The sequence below is a fragment of the Kitasatospora sp. NPDC093102 genome (genome assembly GCF_040683915.1).
In the GTDB taxonomy this organism is placed as follows: domain Bacteria; phylum Actinomycetota; class Actinomycetes; order Streptomycetales; family Streptomycetaceae; genus Kitasatospora.
On record NZ_JBFBFA010000039.1, the window covers coordinates 39,938 to 57,004 of the forward strand.

12 protein-coding genes are annotated in these 17,067 nt (G+C 74.8%); 8 read left to right on the forward strand and 4 right to left on the reverse strand.

Annotated features, from left to right (window positions below; translation table 11 throughout):
• Window positions 1-169: 169 nt before the first annotated feature.
• Together AB0O11_RS31545 and AB0O11_RS31550 are read left to right on the forward strand one after the other, a co-directional pair.
• Complete coding sequence (locus AB0O11_RS31545) at window positions 170-3,805, forward strand: serine protease (protein ID WP_363393820.1); 3,636 nt, start codon at window positions 170-172, stop codon at window positions 3,803-3,805.
• Window positions 3,806-3,870: 65 nt separating this feature from the next.
• The gene (locus tag AB0O11_RS31550) at window positions 3,871-4,848 is read left to right on the forward strand and encodes a bifunctional riboflavin kinase/FAD synthetase (protein WP_363393822.1); all 978 of its coding nucleotides are present in this window, start codon (window positions 3,871-3,873) and stop codon (window positions 4,846-4,848) included.
• Between the two features lie 51 nt (window positions 4,849-4,899).
• Here the strand turns inward: AB0O11_RS31550 and AB0O11_RS31555 are convergent, their stop codons facing one another.
• The 3 genes from AB0O11_RS31555 to eccE form a co-directional block, all read right to left on the reverse strand.
• On the reverse strand, window positions 4,900-7,020 hold the full coding sequence (locus AB0O11_RS31555) for a MinD/ParA family protein (protein ID WP_363393824.1): 2,121 nt from the start codon (window positions 7,018-7,020) through the stop codon (window positions 4,900-4,902).
• A 131-nt stretch (window positions 7,021-7,151) separates the two neighbouring features.
• Window positions 7,152-7,919, reverse strand: a complete 768-nt coding sequence (locus tag AB0O11_RS31560; RefSeq protein ID WP_363393826.1) for a hypothetical protein — start codon at window positions 7,917-7,919, stop codon at window positions 7,152-7,154.
• Window positions 7,919-9,235 carry a type VII secretion protein EccE gene (eccE, locus tag AB0O11_RS31565; RefSeq protein ID WP_363393828.1) on the reverse strand — a complete coding sequence of 439 codons (1,317 nt, stop codon included), beginning with the start codon at window positions 9,233-9,235 and terminating at the stop codon, window positions 7,919-7,921. The genes AB0O11_RS31560 and eccE overlap by 1 nt, the downstream gene beginning before the upstream one ends.
• Window positions 9,236-9,538: 303 nt before the next feature.
• On the opposite strand from eccE, the gene AB0O11_RS31570 reads away from it, so the two are divergent.
• From AB0O11_RS31570 to AB0O11_RS31595, 6 genes are all read left to right on the forward strand, one after another.
• Window positions 9,539-11,224: a type VII secretion protein EccB gene (locus tag AB0O11_RS31570; RefSeq protein ID WP_363393830.1), complete on the forward strand. Its 1,686-nt coding sequence runs from the start codon at window positions 9,539-9,541 to the stop codon at window positions 11,222-11,224.
• A gap of 182 nt (window positions 11,225-11,406) precedes the next feature.
• Window positions 11,407-11,712, forward strand: a complete 306-nt coding sequence (locus AB0O11_RS31575; RefSeq protein ID WP_363393832.1) for a WXG100 family type VII secretion target — start codon at window positions 11,407-11,409, stop codon at window positions 11,710-11,712.
• 120 nt (window positions 11,713-11,832) lie between these two features.
• Window positions 11,833-12,123 carry a WXG100 family type VII secretion target gene (locus AB0O11_RS31580; protein WP_224277457.1) on the forward strand — a complete coding sequence of 97 codons (291 nt, stop codon included), beginning with the start codon at window positions 11,833-11,835 and terminating at the stop codon, window positions 12,121-12,123.
• Between the two features lie 98 nt (window positions 12,124-12,221).
• On the forward strand, window positions 12,222-13,496 hold the full coding sequence (mycP, locus tag AB0O11_RS31585) for a type VII secretion-associated serine protease mycosin (protein ID WP_363393834.1): 1,275 nt from the start codon (window positions 12,222-12,224) through the stop codon (window positions 13,494-13,496).
• A 111-nt stretch (window positions 13,497-13,607) separates the two neighbouring features.
• Complete coding sequence (locus tag AB0O11_RS31590) at window positions 13,608-14,147, forward strand: SigE family RNA polymerase sigma factor (protein ID WP_363393836.1); 540 nt, start codon at window positions 13,608-13,610, stop codon at window positions 14,145-14,147.
• A gap of 66 nt (window positions 14,148-14,213) precedes the next feature.
• A complete protein-coding gene (locus tag AB0O11_RS31595) occupies window positions 14,214-15,455 on the forward strand; it encodes a hypothetical protein (RefSeq protein ID WP_363393838.1) in 1,242 nt (413 codons plus the stop codon).
• Window positions 15,456-15,524: 69 nt separating this feature from the next.
• Here AB0O11_RS31595 and AB0O11_RS31600 read toward each other — a convergent pair whose 3' ends face one another.
• The gene (locus AB0O11_RS31600; protein ID WP_363393840.1) at window positions 15,525-16,928 is read right to left on the reverse strand and encodes an APC family permease; all 1,404 of its coding nucleotides are present in this window, start codon (window positions 16,926-16,928) and stop codon (window positions 15,525-15,527) included.
• Window positions 16,929-17,067 lie beyond the last annotated feature (139 nt).

A 17,067-nucleotide genomic window follows, 5' to 3' on the forward strand; every position in this document is an offset into this window, starting at 1 on the left:
CCCGTCGGGATTCATCCCGACGGGGGCTCTCCCGTTTCCGGAGCACCTTCACCCGCACGAGGGAGCGCGCGGAGTGAACGCCCGTGGTGAGCGGCGCGGGCGCGGTCGGGTCGCCGCCCCGGCGGGCAGGCTCCCGACGGCGGGAGAGCGAGGGCCGAGGGGGTACGACATGCCGGGGTTTCCGGAGGGCGATCCAGGGCGGTACCTGCTGCGGATCCGCGACCTCAACGGGCGGCTGCACGGCTTGGGGTTCGTCGCCGACCGACAGGGGGGCGTGCTGACGGCGCACGAGAGCGTGGCCGGACTGGACCGGATCGTCCTGCACACCCCCGGCGGGCAGACCAGGGTGCTCGGCCCGGACGCCGTGCTGCCGCTGCCCGAGCACGGGCTCGCGCTGCTGCGCACCGAGGCGGTCGGCGGGCTGCCGGTGCCGCCGCTGCCGCTGAGCACCGTCGTGGCCGGCCACGAGGTGCTGCTGCCCGGGCTGGCGGGGGAGGACGAACGGGTCGTCGCCCTGCGCTGCGGGCTGCTCGCCGTCACCGGCGCCGTGTACGGCGGGCACCGGCTCGGCGGGGTGGTGCTGCTGGACGTGCCGGTGGTCGGCGGGGTCGCGGTGCCGGCCGGCTCGCCGGTGCTGGACGCGCGCAGCGGGGCGGTGGTCGCGCTGGCCGCGCCCGCCGTGCGCGGGCCCCGGCACGGTGGGGCGCTGCCGGCAGTGGTCGTGGGGGCGGGCTCCTCGGGCGGGACGGAGGCCGCGCAGGCGCTGGCCGGGCTGTTGGCGAGCAACGCGGCGGCGGTGCCCGGCTACGGCCCGGCGCTCAACCTGGCCGGGGTGCTGCGGCTGACCGCCACCCAGGTCACGGCCGCCGGCGCCGGGCCGGCCCGGGTGGCCCACCTGGCCGCGGACCGGGTGGACCGGCCGGACGGCCTCGCCGGGGACGAGCCGGCCGCGACCGTCACCGTGCTGGTCGGCGCCCCCGGCAGCGGGCGCACCACCGAACTGGCCGCACTGGCCACCCGCCGCTGCGACGGAGCCCGCCCGCTGCCCACCCTCTGGCTGCGCGGCGCCGACCTGCACGCCGGGGACCGGTCGCTCGCCGAGCCGGTGCAGCGGGCGCTGGCCGCCGCGGCGGCCGGGCTCGGCACCCCGGCGCCCGCTCCGGAGCCGGTGGCGGCACTGTGCGCGGCGGCCGACCGGCCGCTGCTGGTGGTCCTGGACGGCCCCGAGGAGGCCCCGCTGCCGGTGGACGCGCGCTGGCTGCGCGGCGCCGGCGAGTGGCTGACCGGCTGCGGGGCCCGGCTGGTGACCGCCTGCGGGGAGGAACTGTGGGAACGGCTCGCGGCCGAGACCTGGGGGAGCGGCACAGCCGGCCCCCGTCGGACGGCGGAGCCGGACCCGGACGGCGACCTGGGCAGTGCCCCCACCGTACGGATGGACGGCTGCGGCCCGGGCGCGCCGAGCCTGGCCGGGCAACGGCTCGGCCCGCTGCCCCCCGAGGCGGCCGAGCGGGTGCGCCGCCGGTACGGGCTGCCGCCGGGCCACCCGGCCGCCACCGAGGACGCGCGGCACCCACTGGCCGTCCGGCTGGCCGGGGAGCTGTGGGCCCAGGGGCTGCACGACGGGCCGGCGCGCCGGGGCGAGCTGTTCGGCGCCTTCCTGGACCTGCGCTGCCTGCGGGTGGCCCAGCGGCTGGCGGAGGACGGCAGGCCGCGCCGCCCCGGCGCCCACCGCCGGGGCGCGGTGCGGCCCGGCGGACCGGGGCACCGGCGGATGCGCCGGCTCGCGGCGGCGGTGGCCGGGCGGGTGCACGAGGCGGCCCGGCGGATGCTCGGCGGCCGGCCGGGCGGCGGGCTGGACCGGGCCGTCTTCGAGGAGCTGTTCCCGGTCGAGGGCGGCTGGGCCGCGGCGGTGCTCGCCGAGGGCCTGTTCGTCCCGGCCGGGCCCGGATTCCGCTTCGCGCACGGGGAGTTCGCGGACTGGCTGCAGGGCCGGCACCTGGACCTGGACGCGGCGCTGCGGCTGCTGCTCGGCGAGGCCGAGGACACCCCGCCGTGGCCCGCCGACGAGGTGGAGGGGCCCGGCGGCCTTCCGGCGGAGGAGACGGCCGCCGGGGCGAACACCGTCCCCCGGCACCGGATCGGCCCGGTCGCCGCCGCCCTGCGCCGGGTGGCCGAGACCTGGGGCGCCGGTGCCCTGGACCCGTGGCTGCACCGGATCTGGCGCGCCCTGGACCTGCGCCCGCCGGGCAGCGAACCCGCCTGGTGGGCGGCCCGGCTCCTTGCCGTGGGCCTGGCCGCCAGCCCGGACCCGGCCGAACACCGGGCCCTGCTCGACCAGTTGGCGGCCCGGATCGCCGAACGGGCGGGCGCGGCAGGCGCGGCGGCGCTCCCGGTGGCCGGGCTCGGCCGCTTCGGCCCGGCCTTCTGGACCGGCCTCGGCCTGCCCGTCGAGGCCGAACTCGCCCTGCTGCGCCACCTGGTGGCCGCCGACGGCCCCGGGCAGCGGTTCCTCGCCGTGGTCGCCGAACGGCTGCGCGCCGACCCGGTCGCGGTGTTCCCGCTGCTCTGCGCCTGGTTCGAGGACCCGCGCGGCCTGCCGGGCCGCCCCGGCGTCGCCGAGCTCGCCCACGACCTGCTGCACGCCCACCGCCGGCTCGCCCTGGACGAGCTGGCCGACGCGCTGGCCGACGCCGCACACCCGCGGGCGGACGCGCTGCTCACCGTGCTCGCCGCCGAGGAGCCGTCCGCGCTCTGCCGGGCGGTGGACCGCTGGAGCCACGACCGGCGGCCCGAGCGGCACGTCGCGGCCGCCGTGCACGCCCTGCGGACCGCCCCGTACGCCTCCGGTGCCGGGGTCGAGCTGCTGCGGTACACCGCGCTGACGCTGCTCGCCCGCGAGGACGAGCCCGGCCTGCACGGGGCCGCGCTGGCGTTGCTGGTCGGCGATCCGGCGACCCGGGCCGAGTACCTGGCGGCCGCGCTCGCCCGGTTCCGGGCGGGCGGCGACGCCTTCCTCACGCCGCGGGCGCTCGCCCCGGCCCTGGAGAGCCACCCGGAGCCCGTTCTGGCCGCACTCGCCGACCGGTCGACGGGCCCCGGCGCGGCCCCCGCCGAGACGCTGCGGGTGCTCGCTGACGCCACCGCCCCGGCGGCCGTCCGGCGGGGCGCCGAACTGGCCGCCTGGCTGCTGTGCGCGGACCCGGTGCCGGCCGGTCCGGTCGCCGTCGACTACCTCGGCCGCCGGTTGGGGCGCGCCGTCGCCGTCGGCCCGGCCGACCGGCTGGAGCTGCGGGTGCTGCTCGGCGCCGCGCTGGCCGCCCGCAGCGCGGCGGTCCGGCGGCCGTTCGCCGAGGTGCTGTCCGTCCCGGTGACCGACCCGGCTGCGGACGCGCTGCGCTGCGAGCTGCTGGACACCCTGCTCGCCACCGAGACCGACCCGACGGTGCTGGCCGCCGCCGTGGAGCGGCTCGCCGAGCACTGCGCGGCCGAGAACCCCGCCCGGGCCCGGGCGGTGCTGGCCCGGGCCACCCCGGGGCTGCCGGATGCGGACGAACTCCTGGTGCGCTGCGCCGGGCGGTCGGCGGCCTTCGCCCGGCTGCTCGCCCGGTGGCCGTCCGGTGCCGCGCCGACCGCCCCGGACGGCCCCCGGCTGGCCCGGATGCGGGCCCTGGCGGCGGCCGGACGGGACCCGCAGTACGCCGCCGCCGAGGCCGAGCGAGCGGTGCCCGGGCGGGCGCCGGGGCCCTCGGCGGGCTCAACCCGTATTCCGGTGCCTGAGCCGGGGCAGGCGCATGGCACGCTATAGGGGTTCGGGTTTTGAGCGTTTGAGCGTACAGAGGGTACGCACCGTACGGAACAAGGAGCGGTCAGGTGCAGCGCTGGCGTGGCCTGGAGGAGATCCCCGGTGACTGGGGACGCAGCGTCGTCACCATCGGCTCGTTCGACGGGGTGCACCGCGGGCATCAGCTGATCATCGGGCGGGCGGTCGAGCGGGCCCGCGAACTCGGCCTCCCCTCGGTCGTGGTGACCTTCGACCCGCACCCGCGCGAGGTCATCCGCCCGGGCAGCCACCCGCCGCTTCTCGCACCGCACCCGCGCCGTGCCGAGCTGATCGCGGAGCTGGGCGTGGACGCGGTGCTGGTGCTTCCGTTCACCACGGAGTTCTCCCAGGAGTCGCCGGAGACCTTCGTCCGCCAGGTGCTGGTGGACGCGCTGCGCGCGCGGGTCGTCATCGAGGGCCCCAACTTCCGGTTCGGGCACCGGGCAGCAGGGGATGTCGCTCTGCTCGGCGAGCTGGGCCGGGCGGACGACTTCGAGGTCGAGGTCGTCGACCTCCAGGTGTGCGGCACGGCCGGGGACGGCGAGCCGTTCTCCTCCAGCCTGACCCGCCGGCTGGTCCAGACCGGGGACATGGCCGGTGCCAACGAGGTGCTGGGCCGCCCGCACCGGGTCGAGGGCGTGGTGGTGCGCGGTGCGCAGCGCGGCCGTGAGCTGGGTTACCCGACCGCCAACGTCGAGACCGTGCCGCACAGCGCGATCCCGGCCGACGGCGTGTACGCGGGCTGGCTGACCGTCGTACGGCATGGGCCCCTCCTGCCCGAGAGCGGGCAAGGAGGGAGGATGCCGGCGGCGATCTCGGTCGGCACCAACCCGACCTTCGACGGCACCACCCGCACCGTGGAGGCCTACGCCATCGACCGGGTCGGCCTGGACCTGTACGGGCTGCACGTGGCCGTGGACTTCCTGGCCTACCTGCGCGGGATGGAGAAGTTCGACTCCATCGACGCGCTGCTGGACCGGATGGCCGACGACGTCAAGCGGGCCCGCGAGCTGACCGACGGCGTCTGAGCGCCGAGACGACGGAAGGGGCCCACCGACCGGTGGGCCCCTTCCGCTGTCTCACTGCTGGGGCGCCTGCGGCGGGTAGCCGTAGCCGGGCCCCGGCTGCTGCGGCCAGGGTGCCCCGGGCGCGGGCTGCTGCGGGTAGCCGTACCCGGGCGGGGGCGGCGGCGCCTGGCCGGGCTGCGGGGCCCACGGTGCCCCGGGGGCGGGCTGGCCGGCCTGCTGCGGGTAGGGCTGCTGCTGCGGATCGGCGTACGGCTGCGGCTGGCCGCCCGGCTGCGGGTAGCCGGCCTGCGCCTGCTGCTGCCAGCCGGCCTGCTGGGCGGCGGCCTGCTGGGCCCGGATGATGTCCTCGCCGACCAGGGTGGCCAGCTCGAAGTAGGCCTCCCGGACCTTGGGCCGCATCATGTCGAGGTTGACCTCGGCGCCGGCCGCCAGGCTCTCGTCGAACGGCACCACGATCACGCCGCGGCAGCGGGTCTGGAAGTGCGCGACGATGTCCTCGACCTTGATCATCTTGCTGGTCTCGCGCACCCCGGAGACCACCGTGATGCTGCGCTGCACCAGGTCCGCGTAGCCGTGCGCGGAGAGCCAGTCCAGGGTGGTCGAGGCACTGGAGGCGCCGTCAACGCTGGGGGTGGAGACGATGATCAGCTGGTCGGCCAGGTCCAGCACCCCGCGCATCGCGCTGTACAGCAGGCCGGTGCCGGAGTCGGTCAGGATGATCGGGTACTGGCGGCCCAGCACGTCGATCACCTGGCGGTAGTCCGAGTCGTTGAAGGTGGTCGAGACCGCCGGGTCGACGTCGTTCGCCAGGATCTCCAGGCCCGAGTTCAGGTCCTGCGAGGTGAACTGACGGATGTCCATGTAGCTGCGCAGGTGCGGGATGGCCGTCACCAGGTCGCGGATGGTCGCGCCGGTCTGGCGCTTGACCCGGCGGCCCAGGGTGCCGGCGTCCGGGTTGGCGTCGATCGCGATCACCTTGTCCTGGCGCTCGCTGGCCAGGGTCGCGCCGAGCGCGGTGGTGGTCGTGGTCTTGCCGACGCCGCCCTTGAGGCTGATCACGGCGATCCGGTAGCAGCTCAGCACCGGGGTGCGGATGACCTCCAGCTTGCGGGCCTTCTCGGCCGCCGCGGCCTTGCCGCCGAACTGGAACCGCGGCTGCTGGCGCTGCTGCTTGGGCTGGCTGCGCAGCAGCCGGTCCGAGGACAGCTCGACGGCGGCGGTGTAGCCGAGCGGCGCGCCGTGCGCGGTCTGCTGCGGGGCGGCGGCCTGCTGGAACGCGCTGGGCTGCGGGGCCTGCGGCTGTTGCTGCCACGGCTGTCCGGGCTGCCCCGGCTGCGGCTGTCCGGGGTGGGGCTGTCCGGGGTGGGGCTGCCCCGGCTGCGGCTGTCCGGGTTGCGGTTGGCCGGGGTAGGGCTGCGGCTGGGCCGGCTGCTGGTACGCGGCGGGCTGCGGCCAGCCGCCCTGGCGCGGGTCCACCGGGCCGGGCTGGGGCGCCGGGCCGGTCTGCGGCGGGGCGGCGGCCTGCTGGGCCTGCTGGGCCGCCCACGCGGCCTGCGGGTCCCAGGCCGCCTGCGGGCCCTGCGCGTCCTGGGGGTGCTGTGGCGGGGCCTGCTGGACCGGCGGCTGCGCGAAGTTCTGCGGCTGCACGGGCAGTACGGGCTGTCCCGGCTGCCCGGTCGCGGCGGGCGCCGGCGCCGGGTACGGCTGCGGTGCGGGCTGCTGCGCCGCGGCCTCCGGCGTCGGCCAGGCCGGGGCACCGGCCTGCGGCTGCTCGGCGACCACCGGAGCCACCGGGGCGGCTGCCGGGAACGGGACGTGCTGCGCCTCGGCCTGCACCGGCGGGACCGGCGCGGCGGGCGCGGGTGCGGGCGCCCGGACGGCGGCCGCCGGGGCCGCGGCCTGGCCGGGCGCCGGAGCCGGCTGCTGGGCCGGAGCATGCTGGACCTGCGCCGGAGCGGCGGCGGACTCCGGGGCATCGGCCGCGGCCGGCGCGGGCGTCGGCGCGCCGGGCGCCGCAGCCGCGGTCGGCACTGGAGCGGCCGGAGTCGGAGCCGCCGCGGGCTCGGTCTGCACGTACCAGGACGGGGGAGTGTAGTCAGGTGCGTCCGACCAGTCGTCGTCGTCCTCCGCCGCGTTGTCGCCGACGTAGACGCCGTCCCGATCGCTGCTCACTCTGGCTCCCTCGTGTTCGCCGCCGCTTGTTCAGCGGTGCCGTTGCCGCATCAAAGACTAGGCCGTGCGGCAACCCCCGTTGAAGGCGGCTTCGGTTCCCCGCCGGCCCGCCCGGCACGGCGAGCGGCTGCTCAGTCCATCCGGCGCGGCCCGCCGAGCACCTGCTGTTCGGCCTGCCCGGCCACGGCCCGTACGTACTGGCGCCGCATCCGGGTCGCCCACAGGGTCAGGTCGTCGCCGAGGGTGGGCAGCGCGGCCACGTCCTCCTGCGGCAGCGACAGCACCCGGCCGGTCAGTTCCGCCTCCTGCGGCGAGATCCGCTGCACGCCGACCAGGTCGGCCGCGTTCAGCACCCGGGAGGCGTTCGGGCCCAGGTAGGGCAGCAGGGTCAGGGTGGTCTGCCAGGGCGCGGCGGAGAGCCGACTGCGCGGCGGGCGGGCGCCGAGGTCGCGCACCACCAGCACCGGCGAGGCCACCGAGGCGCCCTGCGGGCCGAGCCGACCGACCTGATGGATCGTCACGCACGGCTGGCCGCCGCCGGCCGCCTGGGCCATCGGGCCCCACAGCTGTCCGCGGGCGGTCTCCACCGCGACCCGGGCACCGATCGCGGCCGCCCGCAGCGCGATGACCTGCGCCGTCCACATGCCGCCGACGAGCACCAGGTCGTACGAGGTCGGGCGGAACAGGCCGAGCACCGCGGGAAGTCCCTGCGGGTCGACGCCGATCACCACGCCGTCGTCGCCGACCGGGAAGGCCAGCGCCGCGAGGTCGGCCGGCTCCAGCACGTGCTTCTCCCGGCGCGGACCGCGCAGCCCGAAGCCGGGCAGGATCCGCGGCCGGGCCCGGCGCTGCTCGGCGCCGGGCTGCGGACCGGCGGTGGGATAGGTCTGGTACGCCATCAGGAAGCCCCTCCGAGCGGCAGGGTGGCGAGCATGCCGGGGGCCTGCTCCAGGTCGAGCCGGACGAGGCCGAGCCCGGTGCTCTGGGCCCGAGTCTCCACCTGGCGGCCGATCTGGCCGACCTCGCTCTCGTTGCGACCGGTCACCCGCAGGTGCCCGCTGACCGTCACCGAGCCGCCGGTGCCGTGCCCGGCGGTCAGGCTGAAGGTGCTGGCGAGGGCCGGGGAGCCGGTGATCAAGTTGACCAGGTCCGGCGCGGCGATCCGGCCGGGGGCGCCGTCGGGGCGGCTCAGCTGCGGCCAGCGGGAGATCCAGTACGTGGTGTGCCAGCGGTCGTCGATCCGCCAGAACCGGTTGCCCTCCTGGGTGCGGCGGGTGGTGCCGCCGCCGCTGCCGGTGCCCTGCCGGCCGGCCACCGCGATCGGGTTGGCGCAGGTGGAGATGGCCAGCGCGGCGATCAGCTCGCGCTCGTCCAGCACGGTCGCGTTGAAGCCGGCGCTGTTGAGCCGGCCGGCCAGCTGGTCGGTGACCCGCTGCAGCGCCTTGCGGGCGCCCTCCTCGCCGCCGCCACGGGCCCGGACGGCGGTCGCCGCGCGCTCCGGGTCGAGCTTGAGCGCGATCCAGGTCAGCCGCAGCCCGGGGGTGGAGGTGCCGTCCGGCAGCTCGCGGTAGGCGCGGGCGGCCAGCGACTGCTCGGGCAGGTGCGGGGCCGGGGCGGGCTGGGTGTGCTGGACCAACTGCACCGACTCCAGGGTGATGTCGTCCACCGTGAGAGCCGAGCAGATCACGTCCAGCGGCAGCGGCAGCGCGGTGCGCACCGGGCGCAGCGGCTGGTCCTTGGCCTGGACGAGCAGCACCGAGCTGAGGAAGGTCCCGTCGCCGACCATGCCGGTCTCCCGGCGGACCGGGCGGCCGCCGAACTCGGCCTCGGTGGCGTGGGTGCAGGTGCGAAGCCCCGGTTCGAGCTCCAGTGCCGGCGCCAGCGCCGGGTCGGTGCCGGCCGGCGGCAGCAGCGTCCTGGCCTGCTTGCGGCGGGACTTGAGTGCGGCGCGGACCCGCAGCAGTTCCGGGACGGTGCGGCCGCGCACCGGGACGAGCGCGAGCACGAGCAGGACCAGCGCGACCGCGCCGAAGCCGGCCGCGACCGGGCGGCTGATCGTCCAGCCGACCGCGACCAGGGCCGCCGCGACCTCGACCAGGACGAGCTGCTGGAGCTTCAAGCGCCCGCCGAGCAGCCCCGGTCGGGGGTTGACCCGGACCTGGACGGCCCCGCCGCCCCCGCTGCCGGCCGGTTGCGGCCGGGCGGCCCCGGCCACGGTCCCGGATCCGGATCCGGTCTCGGTCGTCGGTGCGCTGTGCTGCGCCCGGCCGGCCCGGCGCGACCTCCCACCGCCCGCGCTGCGGCGGCGTCCTGGAGCGGTCTGGCTTGGCATCCCCCGGTGGCCCTCTCTGATCCGTTGTCGCGGCCCGGCTGGCTGTGTCGCGGACCGTACCCGTACCGTACTCACCGTCTGCTGCCGCATCGTAGAGGGTTCGCGCCGGTTCGTGCCCGGCGGGTGACCACGGGGCAGGTCGGTCTGAAAACGCCCGACGACGTCTGACTAGGGGGACGACGAGGTATGGCATCGCGCCGGGACGAGCTGAACGCGTACACCTTCGCCCGCAAACGCACGGTGGGCGCCTTCCTGCTGCCCGCCGGTGGCGGCAGCGACGAGGACGCGCCGCGTCCGGTGAAGGCGGTGCTGCCGAGTGTGCTGGCCGGGGTGGTGATCGTCGCCGGGTTCGGGCTCTGGGGGGTCTTCAAGCCGAGCGCGCCGGTGAAGTGGGACGACGGCAAGAACATCATCCAGGGCAAGCAGTCGACGACCCGGTACGTGGTGCTCACCGACCCGGACAACAAGACCAAGCGGCTGCACCAGGTGCTCAACATGTCCTCGGCGCGGCTGGTGCTGCCCGCGGGCGCCAAGGTCGTGGTGGTGGACGACGGGGTGCTCGACCGGTACCCCAACCACGGGCCGACGATCGGCATCCCTTACGCGCCGGACAAGTTGCCGACCACGGACAACGCGAGCAAGGCGATGAAGTGGGCGGTGTGCGACCGCCCTGGCTCGGACGACAAGCAGGAGACCGTCAACCAGGCCGTGTTCGTGGCGGCCGGCGCGGACGCGGCGGCGCTGGCGGCCAAGGACCGGATGCTCGGCCCGGACCAGCTGATGCTGGTGCAGCAGGCCGACGAGCAGCAGGTGTCGGCCGCGTCGGCGCCGGGCCAGCCGGCCGCCGCGGGTGCTGCGGTGTACCTGGTCGACGCGCAGGGCCGCAAGCACCCGATCGGCTCCCCGCAGTCGGACGACAAGGAGCGCAAGGCGCTGATCACCGCGGTGTTCGGGCCGAACGCGGTGCCGCAGCGGGTCAAGCGGGACTGGCTGGACACCCTGGTGGACGCCACCCCGATCACCTTCCCGCAGATCGAGGGGGTCGCCGACAGCCAGGGCGCCAACTCCAAGGTGGAGCTGAGCAACCAGGCCGACCGCCGGGTCGGCCGGCTGGTGCACTACCAGGACCGTCACTACGTGGTCGGCAAGGAGCAGCTCTACCTGGTCACCCCGTTCCAGGCGGACCTGATCCGGCAGAACCCGGCGTACCAGATGCTCTACAAGTACGACCAGGACAAGAAGCCGCGCAGCGACGAGATGATCCCGGCCGACAACTCCCAGTGGGGCGGCGACTCCCGGCTGAAGGACACCGCGCCGGACTGGCCGCTGAAGACCGGTGCGCCGGTGAACAACTGGCAGGACCGCCAGGACGCCCGGATGGTCGTGTGCAGCACCTACGACGGCGTCGCCGAGGACGGCAGCACGGCCAAGCGCAGCGTCTGGGCCGGGACTTCGTATCCCGCGCCGTACAACAACGGCGCCGGGGCCGCCTATGTGACCCCCGGTCACGGGCTGTTCTACCGCTCGCTGGACAACTCGGCCGCCGGCTCCGGAACCGACTTCCTGATCACCGAGACCGGGTTGCGCTACTCCGTCCCGTCCAACGGTGACGGCGGCCGGCTTCCCACCGCCTCGCCGCAGCCCGGTCAGACCGGTACCCCGAAGCCGCCGGCGCCGCAGCCCAGTGCCACGCCGGTCCCCGGGGCGCCGTCCCAGGAGCCAGGCCAGCAGCAGGAGGAACCCGGCGGCAACCAGGCCCGGTTGGGCTACCAGGGGGTCAAGCCGCTGCCGGTACCGAAGGAGTGGTCGAACCTGGTTCCGGCCGGCCCGCCGCTCACCGCGAAGAGCGCCGCCCAGCCGCAGAACGCCTGACCGGCCAAGCGCGGTAACCGAATTGGCCTCAGTGTCATGGTCTGGTAACTACTCAGTGCTCGGTGTTGGGTGAGCTGCGTGTGCCGACTACAGTGCTGCTGGACATCACACCGGTGATGCGACGGTCGGCCCGTGCGGGCCCTCCGTACACGCAAATGTTGTCTCATGGGGGACGGTGGAGCATGGCTCAGGGTCAGTTCACGATGACCGCGCAGGAGATGCTGGCGTTCGCCAAGCAGATCGAAGAGGCCATCGGCAAGATCGAGGCTGAGAAGACCAAGCTGATCGGCACGGTCTCCGGCATCACCAGTGGCTGGCAGGGCCAGGCCGCGAAGGCCTACACGGACCTGCAGGGCCGGGTCAACGAGGACATCGCGAAGCTCAAGGAATCGCTGAACGCGATCAAGCACGCGATCGAGCTGACGACCAAGCACTACGCGAGCACCGAAGAGGAGCAGAAGGCGATGTTCTCCTCGGTCCAGGGCTGATCACCGCACTCGCGCTGATCACCGCACCTGCGCCGACCGCCGTTCTGCCCCGATCCACCGCTCTGCGGGGCGCCCGCCACTGACCGCGTGGCGCTCCGCACCCTCGTCAAGGGAGACAACGTGTCCGACCACATTCTCGTCAACTTCCAGACCGTTCACCAGGCGGCCGAGGAGGTCAAGGCCTCGGCGAGTCGCATCGACCACCTGCTGAACGACCTCAAGGGCAACGTCACCCGCATCGCCTCCAGCTGGCAGGGTGCCGCCCAGCAGGGCTACCAGGCCCACCAGGCCCAGTGGGACGCCAAGGCCGCCGACCTCCAGCAGACCTGCGCGCAGATCGCGGGTTCGCTGGAGAAGGCCGCGCAGAGCTACAAGACGACCGAGGACGCCAACGCCAAGCTCTGGGGCTGACGTTCGGGTTCCGTAGGGAACGGCAGGGGGCGGGTACCCGGATTCCGGGCACCCGCCCCCGACGCGCGGGACGGGTGGACGACATGAGGGGTGGCAGGGTGTCCCGACACGGGTACCGGAGGGCGGCCGCGGCGCTCGCCGCGCTCGCGGTGCTGGGCGGCCCGCTCGCCGCCCCGGCGTACGCCGAGGGCGGGCCCGGGCTGGCCGCGGCCGGCGACTGTCCCAAGAACGCGCCCGACGTGCAGACCGTGCCGTGGTCGCTGCAGCGCCTGCTGCTGAACGAGCTGTGGCAGGACGGGAAGACCACCGGCGTGGGCGTGAAGGTCGCGGTCATCGACACCGGGGTCGACCAGATCAACCCGCAGTTGGCGGGCCAGGTCCCGGCCGACGCCACAGGTAAGCAGTGGGTCGACAAGGTTCAGGCGGGCCCCAACCTGCTGGTCAACCGGGAGACCAAGGAGCCGATCCAGGGAAAGTCCGTCGAGGACCCGGTCGGCCACGGCACCAAGGTGGCCGGCATCATCGCCGCCCGCGTCAGAAAGCAGACCGGTTTCGTCGGACTGGCCCCCGACGCCCAGATCCTCTCGATCCGGCAGAACGACAGCGACGGCAACGGCGACGTCTCCACCCTGGTCCAGGCGATCAGGCTGGCGGTGGACACGTCCGGCGTCAAGGTCATCAACATCTCCCAGGACGTGCGCGGCGCGGGCGACGCCCGCTTCGGCGGCTACGCGGAGCTGAAGGCCGCCGTCGAGTACGCCGAGGCACGCGGCGTCGTGGTGGTCGCCTCCACCGGGAACGACGGCAAGGAGGGCGACACCTACCCCGGCGCCTTCCCGACCGTGCTGGCCGTCGGCGCCTCCGACCGCAACAACGAGCGTGCGCCGTTCTCCCAGTACGGCAGCTTCGTGAAGGTCGCCGCGCCCGGTGTCGACATGCTGTCCACCGTGCCCGGGGGCGGCCAGTGCGTGGACAACGGCACCAGCTTCGCCGCCCCGTACGTCTCCGGGCTCGCCGCGCTGCTGGTCGGCGCCCACCCGAACTGGAAGCCGGCCCAGGTGCGGGCCTGGATCGAGCAGAGCGCGCAGCGCACCCAGCGCGAACCGGACAACTTCATCGGCTGGGGTGTGGTGGACCCGGTCAAGGCCGTCACCAAGGCCCCCGCCGACGCGCCCTGGGCACCCGCCCCGGACGCCCCGGTGCAGCTCGCCGCCGCGCCGATCGTGCCGCGCCCGGTGGGCCTCGGTGAGACCCAGGCCGACCGCGACGGCCGCACCGCGACGTACGTCCTCGGCATCGGTGCGCTGCTGGTCGCCCTGCTGATCGGCGGCGGCGTGGTGCTGCGCGACCACCGGCGCAGGTCCGCCGACTGACGCCCGGCGGAAGCCGGCTCGCCGAAATCCGGCCGCAACTCCTGTAACACCGCCGCGCGCCCACCGCATCGATGAAGTGTCAGGGAGGGCGGACCGCAGGGGGCAGGGCGCATGAGGTGGATCGGGGCGGGCCGGGAGGCCAAGGACGCGGAGTTCCTGGAACTCGTCTCCGGCCGGACCGGCCACCTGTACCGCTCGGCCTGCCTGCTCACCAGCGGCGACACCCACTACGCCGAGGACCTCGTCCAGGAGGCCCTCAGCCGGATGTACGTGCTGTGGCGGCGCAGTGCCTTCACCGGCCGCGGCCGGATCGACAACCCGGCGGCCTACACCCACACCGTGATGGTGCGCACCTTCCTCGCCCAGCAGCGCCGCCGCTCCAGCGGCGAGCGCCCCAGCGACACCCTGCCGGAGCCGGAGGGGCAGGACACCGACAGCACCCTGCGGCTGACCCTCCTCGACGCGCTCGGCCGGATGCCGCCCAAGGACCGCGCGGTCCTGGTGCTGCGCTACTGGGAGGACCGCAGCGTCGAGGAGACCGCCGAGGCCATGCGGGTCTCCTCCGGGGCCGTCCGTACCCGCACCACCAGGGCCCTGGCCCGGCTGCGCACCCTGCTCGGCGATTCGCTGACCGAGCTCGCCGGCCGCTGAGGCCGGCGACCGCCCGCCCGTACGGCACTTCTCGCAAACCGCGACGCAAGGAGACGGTGAACACCCATGTCCGAACCGGACAAGTTCGAGGACGATCTTCTCTATGCCCTCACCCGTACGGGCGAAGGCTTCCGCACCGAGCAGGCGGACCTGGTCGCGGGCGGCTACCGCCGCGGCCGCAGCCGCTGGCGCCGCCGCTCGACCGCCGCCGTGGTGGGCGGCGCGGCCGCGCTGGCCCTGGTGGGCACCGGCACGGTGTACCTGGGCTCGCTGGGCGGCAAGGACGCGGGCACGGTGAGCGCGGCCTCCGCCCCGGCCGCCACCGCCGGCAGCGCCGCCGCCGCGGCCACCCCGACCACGGCGAAGTCCTCCGCCCCGGCGGTGGTCTCCGGCGACGAGGTGCTGGCCACCTTCCAGGCGCTCCTGCCCAAGGGGGAGACCAGCGAGGCCAACGGCCGCGGGACCGACGACGAGTGGCTGGACGGCACCTTCGCCTCGGCGAGCGTGGTCTTCGACGACGGCCAGGGCAAGTCGCTGGTCCAGATCGGCATCCAGAAGCACCACCCCAAGCAGGCTCAGGTCCCCACCTGCCCGCCCGACTTCAAGCTCGCCCGGGTCGACTCCTGCGCCGACACCACCCTGCCGGACGGCTCCAAGCTCCTGCTGGAGCAGGGGTACGAGTACTCGGACGGCCGGGCCGACACCAAGGAGTGGCACGCCACCCTGACCGGCCCGGACGGCCGGAGCATCTCCCTGAGCGAGTGGAACGCGCCCAAGGAGAAGGGCGCGCCGGACAGCCGCCCCAACCCGCCGCTCACCCTGGACCAGCTGAAGGGGATCGTCACCGACAGGTCCTGGGACCGGGTCGTCGCGGCGGTCAAGTACGACGGCATCGACGAGGAGGCGGTCGACCCCGGCCTGTCGCTGCCCGACCGGGAGACCGTGCTGGCCGGCCTGCTGCCCCCGGGGGTGACCGTGACCGGCCGCTCCGGCACCGCGCTCGCGGCCACCTTCCAGCTGGCCCAGGGCCAGGCCGCCGGCTCGCTGATGCTGCGGGTGGAGAACTGGGCGCACAGCGGGAGCGTCCAGGGTGAGCGCGCCTTCAAGGACGCGAACACCCTCCCCGACGGGAGCAGGATCCTCGTCAACGGCGACCCGGACGGCAAGGAGAAGCCGCTGACGGTGAACGTCCTGCGTCCGGACGGCATGGAGGTGCTGGTGTACCAGATGCCGACCGGCAAGCCGCTGCTCACCGCGGACCAGGTGAAGGCGATCGCCACCAGCCCGGCCTGGAAGGTGTACAAGTAGGACGCGCACACGGCGGTGCCCCGGGCTGGGGGAGGCCCGGGGCACCGCCGTGTGGGGGAGGGGTGGGGGTCAGTCCTGCTGGTCCTCGGGGAGGCTGATCACCCAGCGGGTGTCCTGCCGGGGGCGCAGGTAGAACAGCCAGTAGAGGGTGGCGGCGGCGGTGATGCCGCCGGTCCACAGCAGGGGCTCGGTGTCCAGCTTGGTCATCACGTAGACCAGGACGGCGATCAGGACGGCCGGGACGGCCGGCCACAGCGGCATCCGCCAGGCGGCGGCGTGCTTGTGGTGGGCGCGGCGGGAGAGCAGCGCGGCGATCGCGACCAGCAGGTACATCCCGGTGACGGCGACGCCGGTGATGTTGCTCAGCAGCTCGCCCTTGACGAAGCAGAGCGCGGCGCCGGGCAGGCCGACCGCCAGGGTGGCGATCCACGGCGAGCCGAACCGGCCGAGGGTGCCGAAGGCCTTGTTGACCGGCTCCGGCCAGGCCTTGTCGCGGGCGGAGGCGAACAGCACCCGGGAGTTCTGGATGACCATGACGATGCCGGCGTTGATGATGGCCAGCGCGACGCAGAGGCTGATGAAGGTGCCGACCGCGGAGTTGCTCCAGGCGGTGACCATGCCGGAGATGTCGCCGGAGGACAGGGTCTGGAGGTCGGGGGCGCCCATGGTGATGGCGACGACCGGGACCAGGATGATGGCCGAGGAGATGCCGAGCGTCCACAGCACGGTGCGCGAGACGTTGCGGCGGGGGTTCTCCAGCTCCTCGGACAGGTAGACCGCGGTGGAGAAGCCCTGGGTGATGAACAGGGCGATGCCGAGCGCGCCGACGATGGCGCCCACGCTCACCGTGGTGGTGGCGCCGCCGTCCCCGGTGACCACGCCGTGCAGCAGGCTGGGGGCGTCGCTGTTGGTGTGGGCGAACCCGAGCACCGAGACCACGCCGGCCGCGATGACCTCCAGCACCAGGAAGATGCCGGTGATCCAGGCGTTGGCACGCAGGTCGAGCAGGCCGGCCAGGGTGGCGGCCAGCATCACGGCGGCGCCGGTCATGGCCTTGTCCAGGTGCAGGACGGGGGCGAGGTAGTCGGCGGTGCCGAGGGCGATGACCGAGGGGACGATCATCACCACGATCAGCGAGAGCACGAAGACCAGCCAGCCCATCAGCCGTCCGGCGAGGGTGCCGACCATCGCGTACTCGCCGCCGGCGCTGGGGATCAGGGTGCCGAGCTCGGAGTAGCAGAACGCGACCGCGACGCAGAGCACCGTGCCGATCGCGATGGCCAGTGCGGTGGCGCTGCCGATGCTGGAGAACAGCTCCGGCACGATCACGAAGAGCGTCGACGCGGGCGTGACGCAGGACAGCGTGAGCAGTGTGCCGCCCACGACGCCGATCGAGCGCTTGAGCTGCTGGGGCGCGGCCGCCTCGGCCGCCGTGGCGGCTACGGTCTGTGGCGGGCGAAGCGTGTCGGTCATGTGGCTTCCGATCGGCTTTGTGCGGTGCTGGAGTGGGAGCGGTATCGCCTCCGCTGGCTGGTTGCTCGGTGTCTGGATTCCAGTCGCTCCCGGGCCGCAATGGAACCTTGGGCGTATTGATCGAGTCAACGTGGGAACT

What these genes read in the sequence shown, in the direction of transcription:
- AB0O11_RS31545 (WP_363393820.1), top strand. Translation starts at nt 170, where the DNA reads ATGCCGGGGTTTCCGGAGGGCGATCCAGGGCGGTACCTGCTGCGGATC.
- AB0O11_RS31560 (WP_363393826.1), bottom strand. Translation starts at nt 7,919, where the DNA reads ATGGCGTACCAGACCTATCCCACCGCCGGTCCGCAGCCCGGCGCCGAG.
- AB0O11_RS31570 (WP_363393830.1), top strand. Translation starts at nt 9,539, where the DNA reads ATGGCATCGCGCCGGGACGAGCTGAACGCGTACACCTTCGCCCGCAAA.
- AB0O11_RS31575 (WP_363393832.1), top strand. Translation starts at nt 11,407, where the DNA reads ATGGCTCAGGGTCAGTTCACGATGACCGCGCAGGAGATGCTGGCGTTC.
- AB0O11_RS31590 (WP_363393836.1), top strand. Translation starts at nt 13,608, where the DNA reads ATGAGGTGGATCGGGGCGGGCCGGGAGGCCAAGGACGCGGAGTTCCTG.
- AB0O11_RS31595 (WP_363393838.1), top strand. Translation starts at nt 14,214, where the DNA reads ATGTCCGAACCGGACAAGTTCGAGGACGATCTTCTCTATGCCCTCACC.
- AB0O11_RS31600 (WP_363393840.1), bottom strand. Translation starts at nt 16,928, where the DNA reads ATGACCGACACGCTTCGCCCGCCACAGACCGTAGCCGCCACGGCGGCC.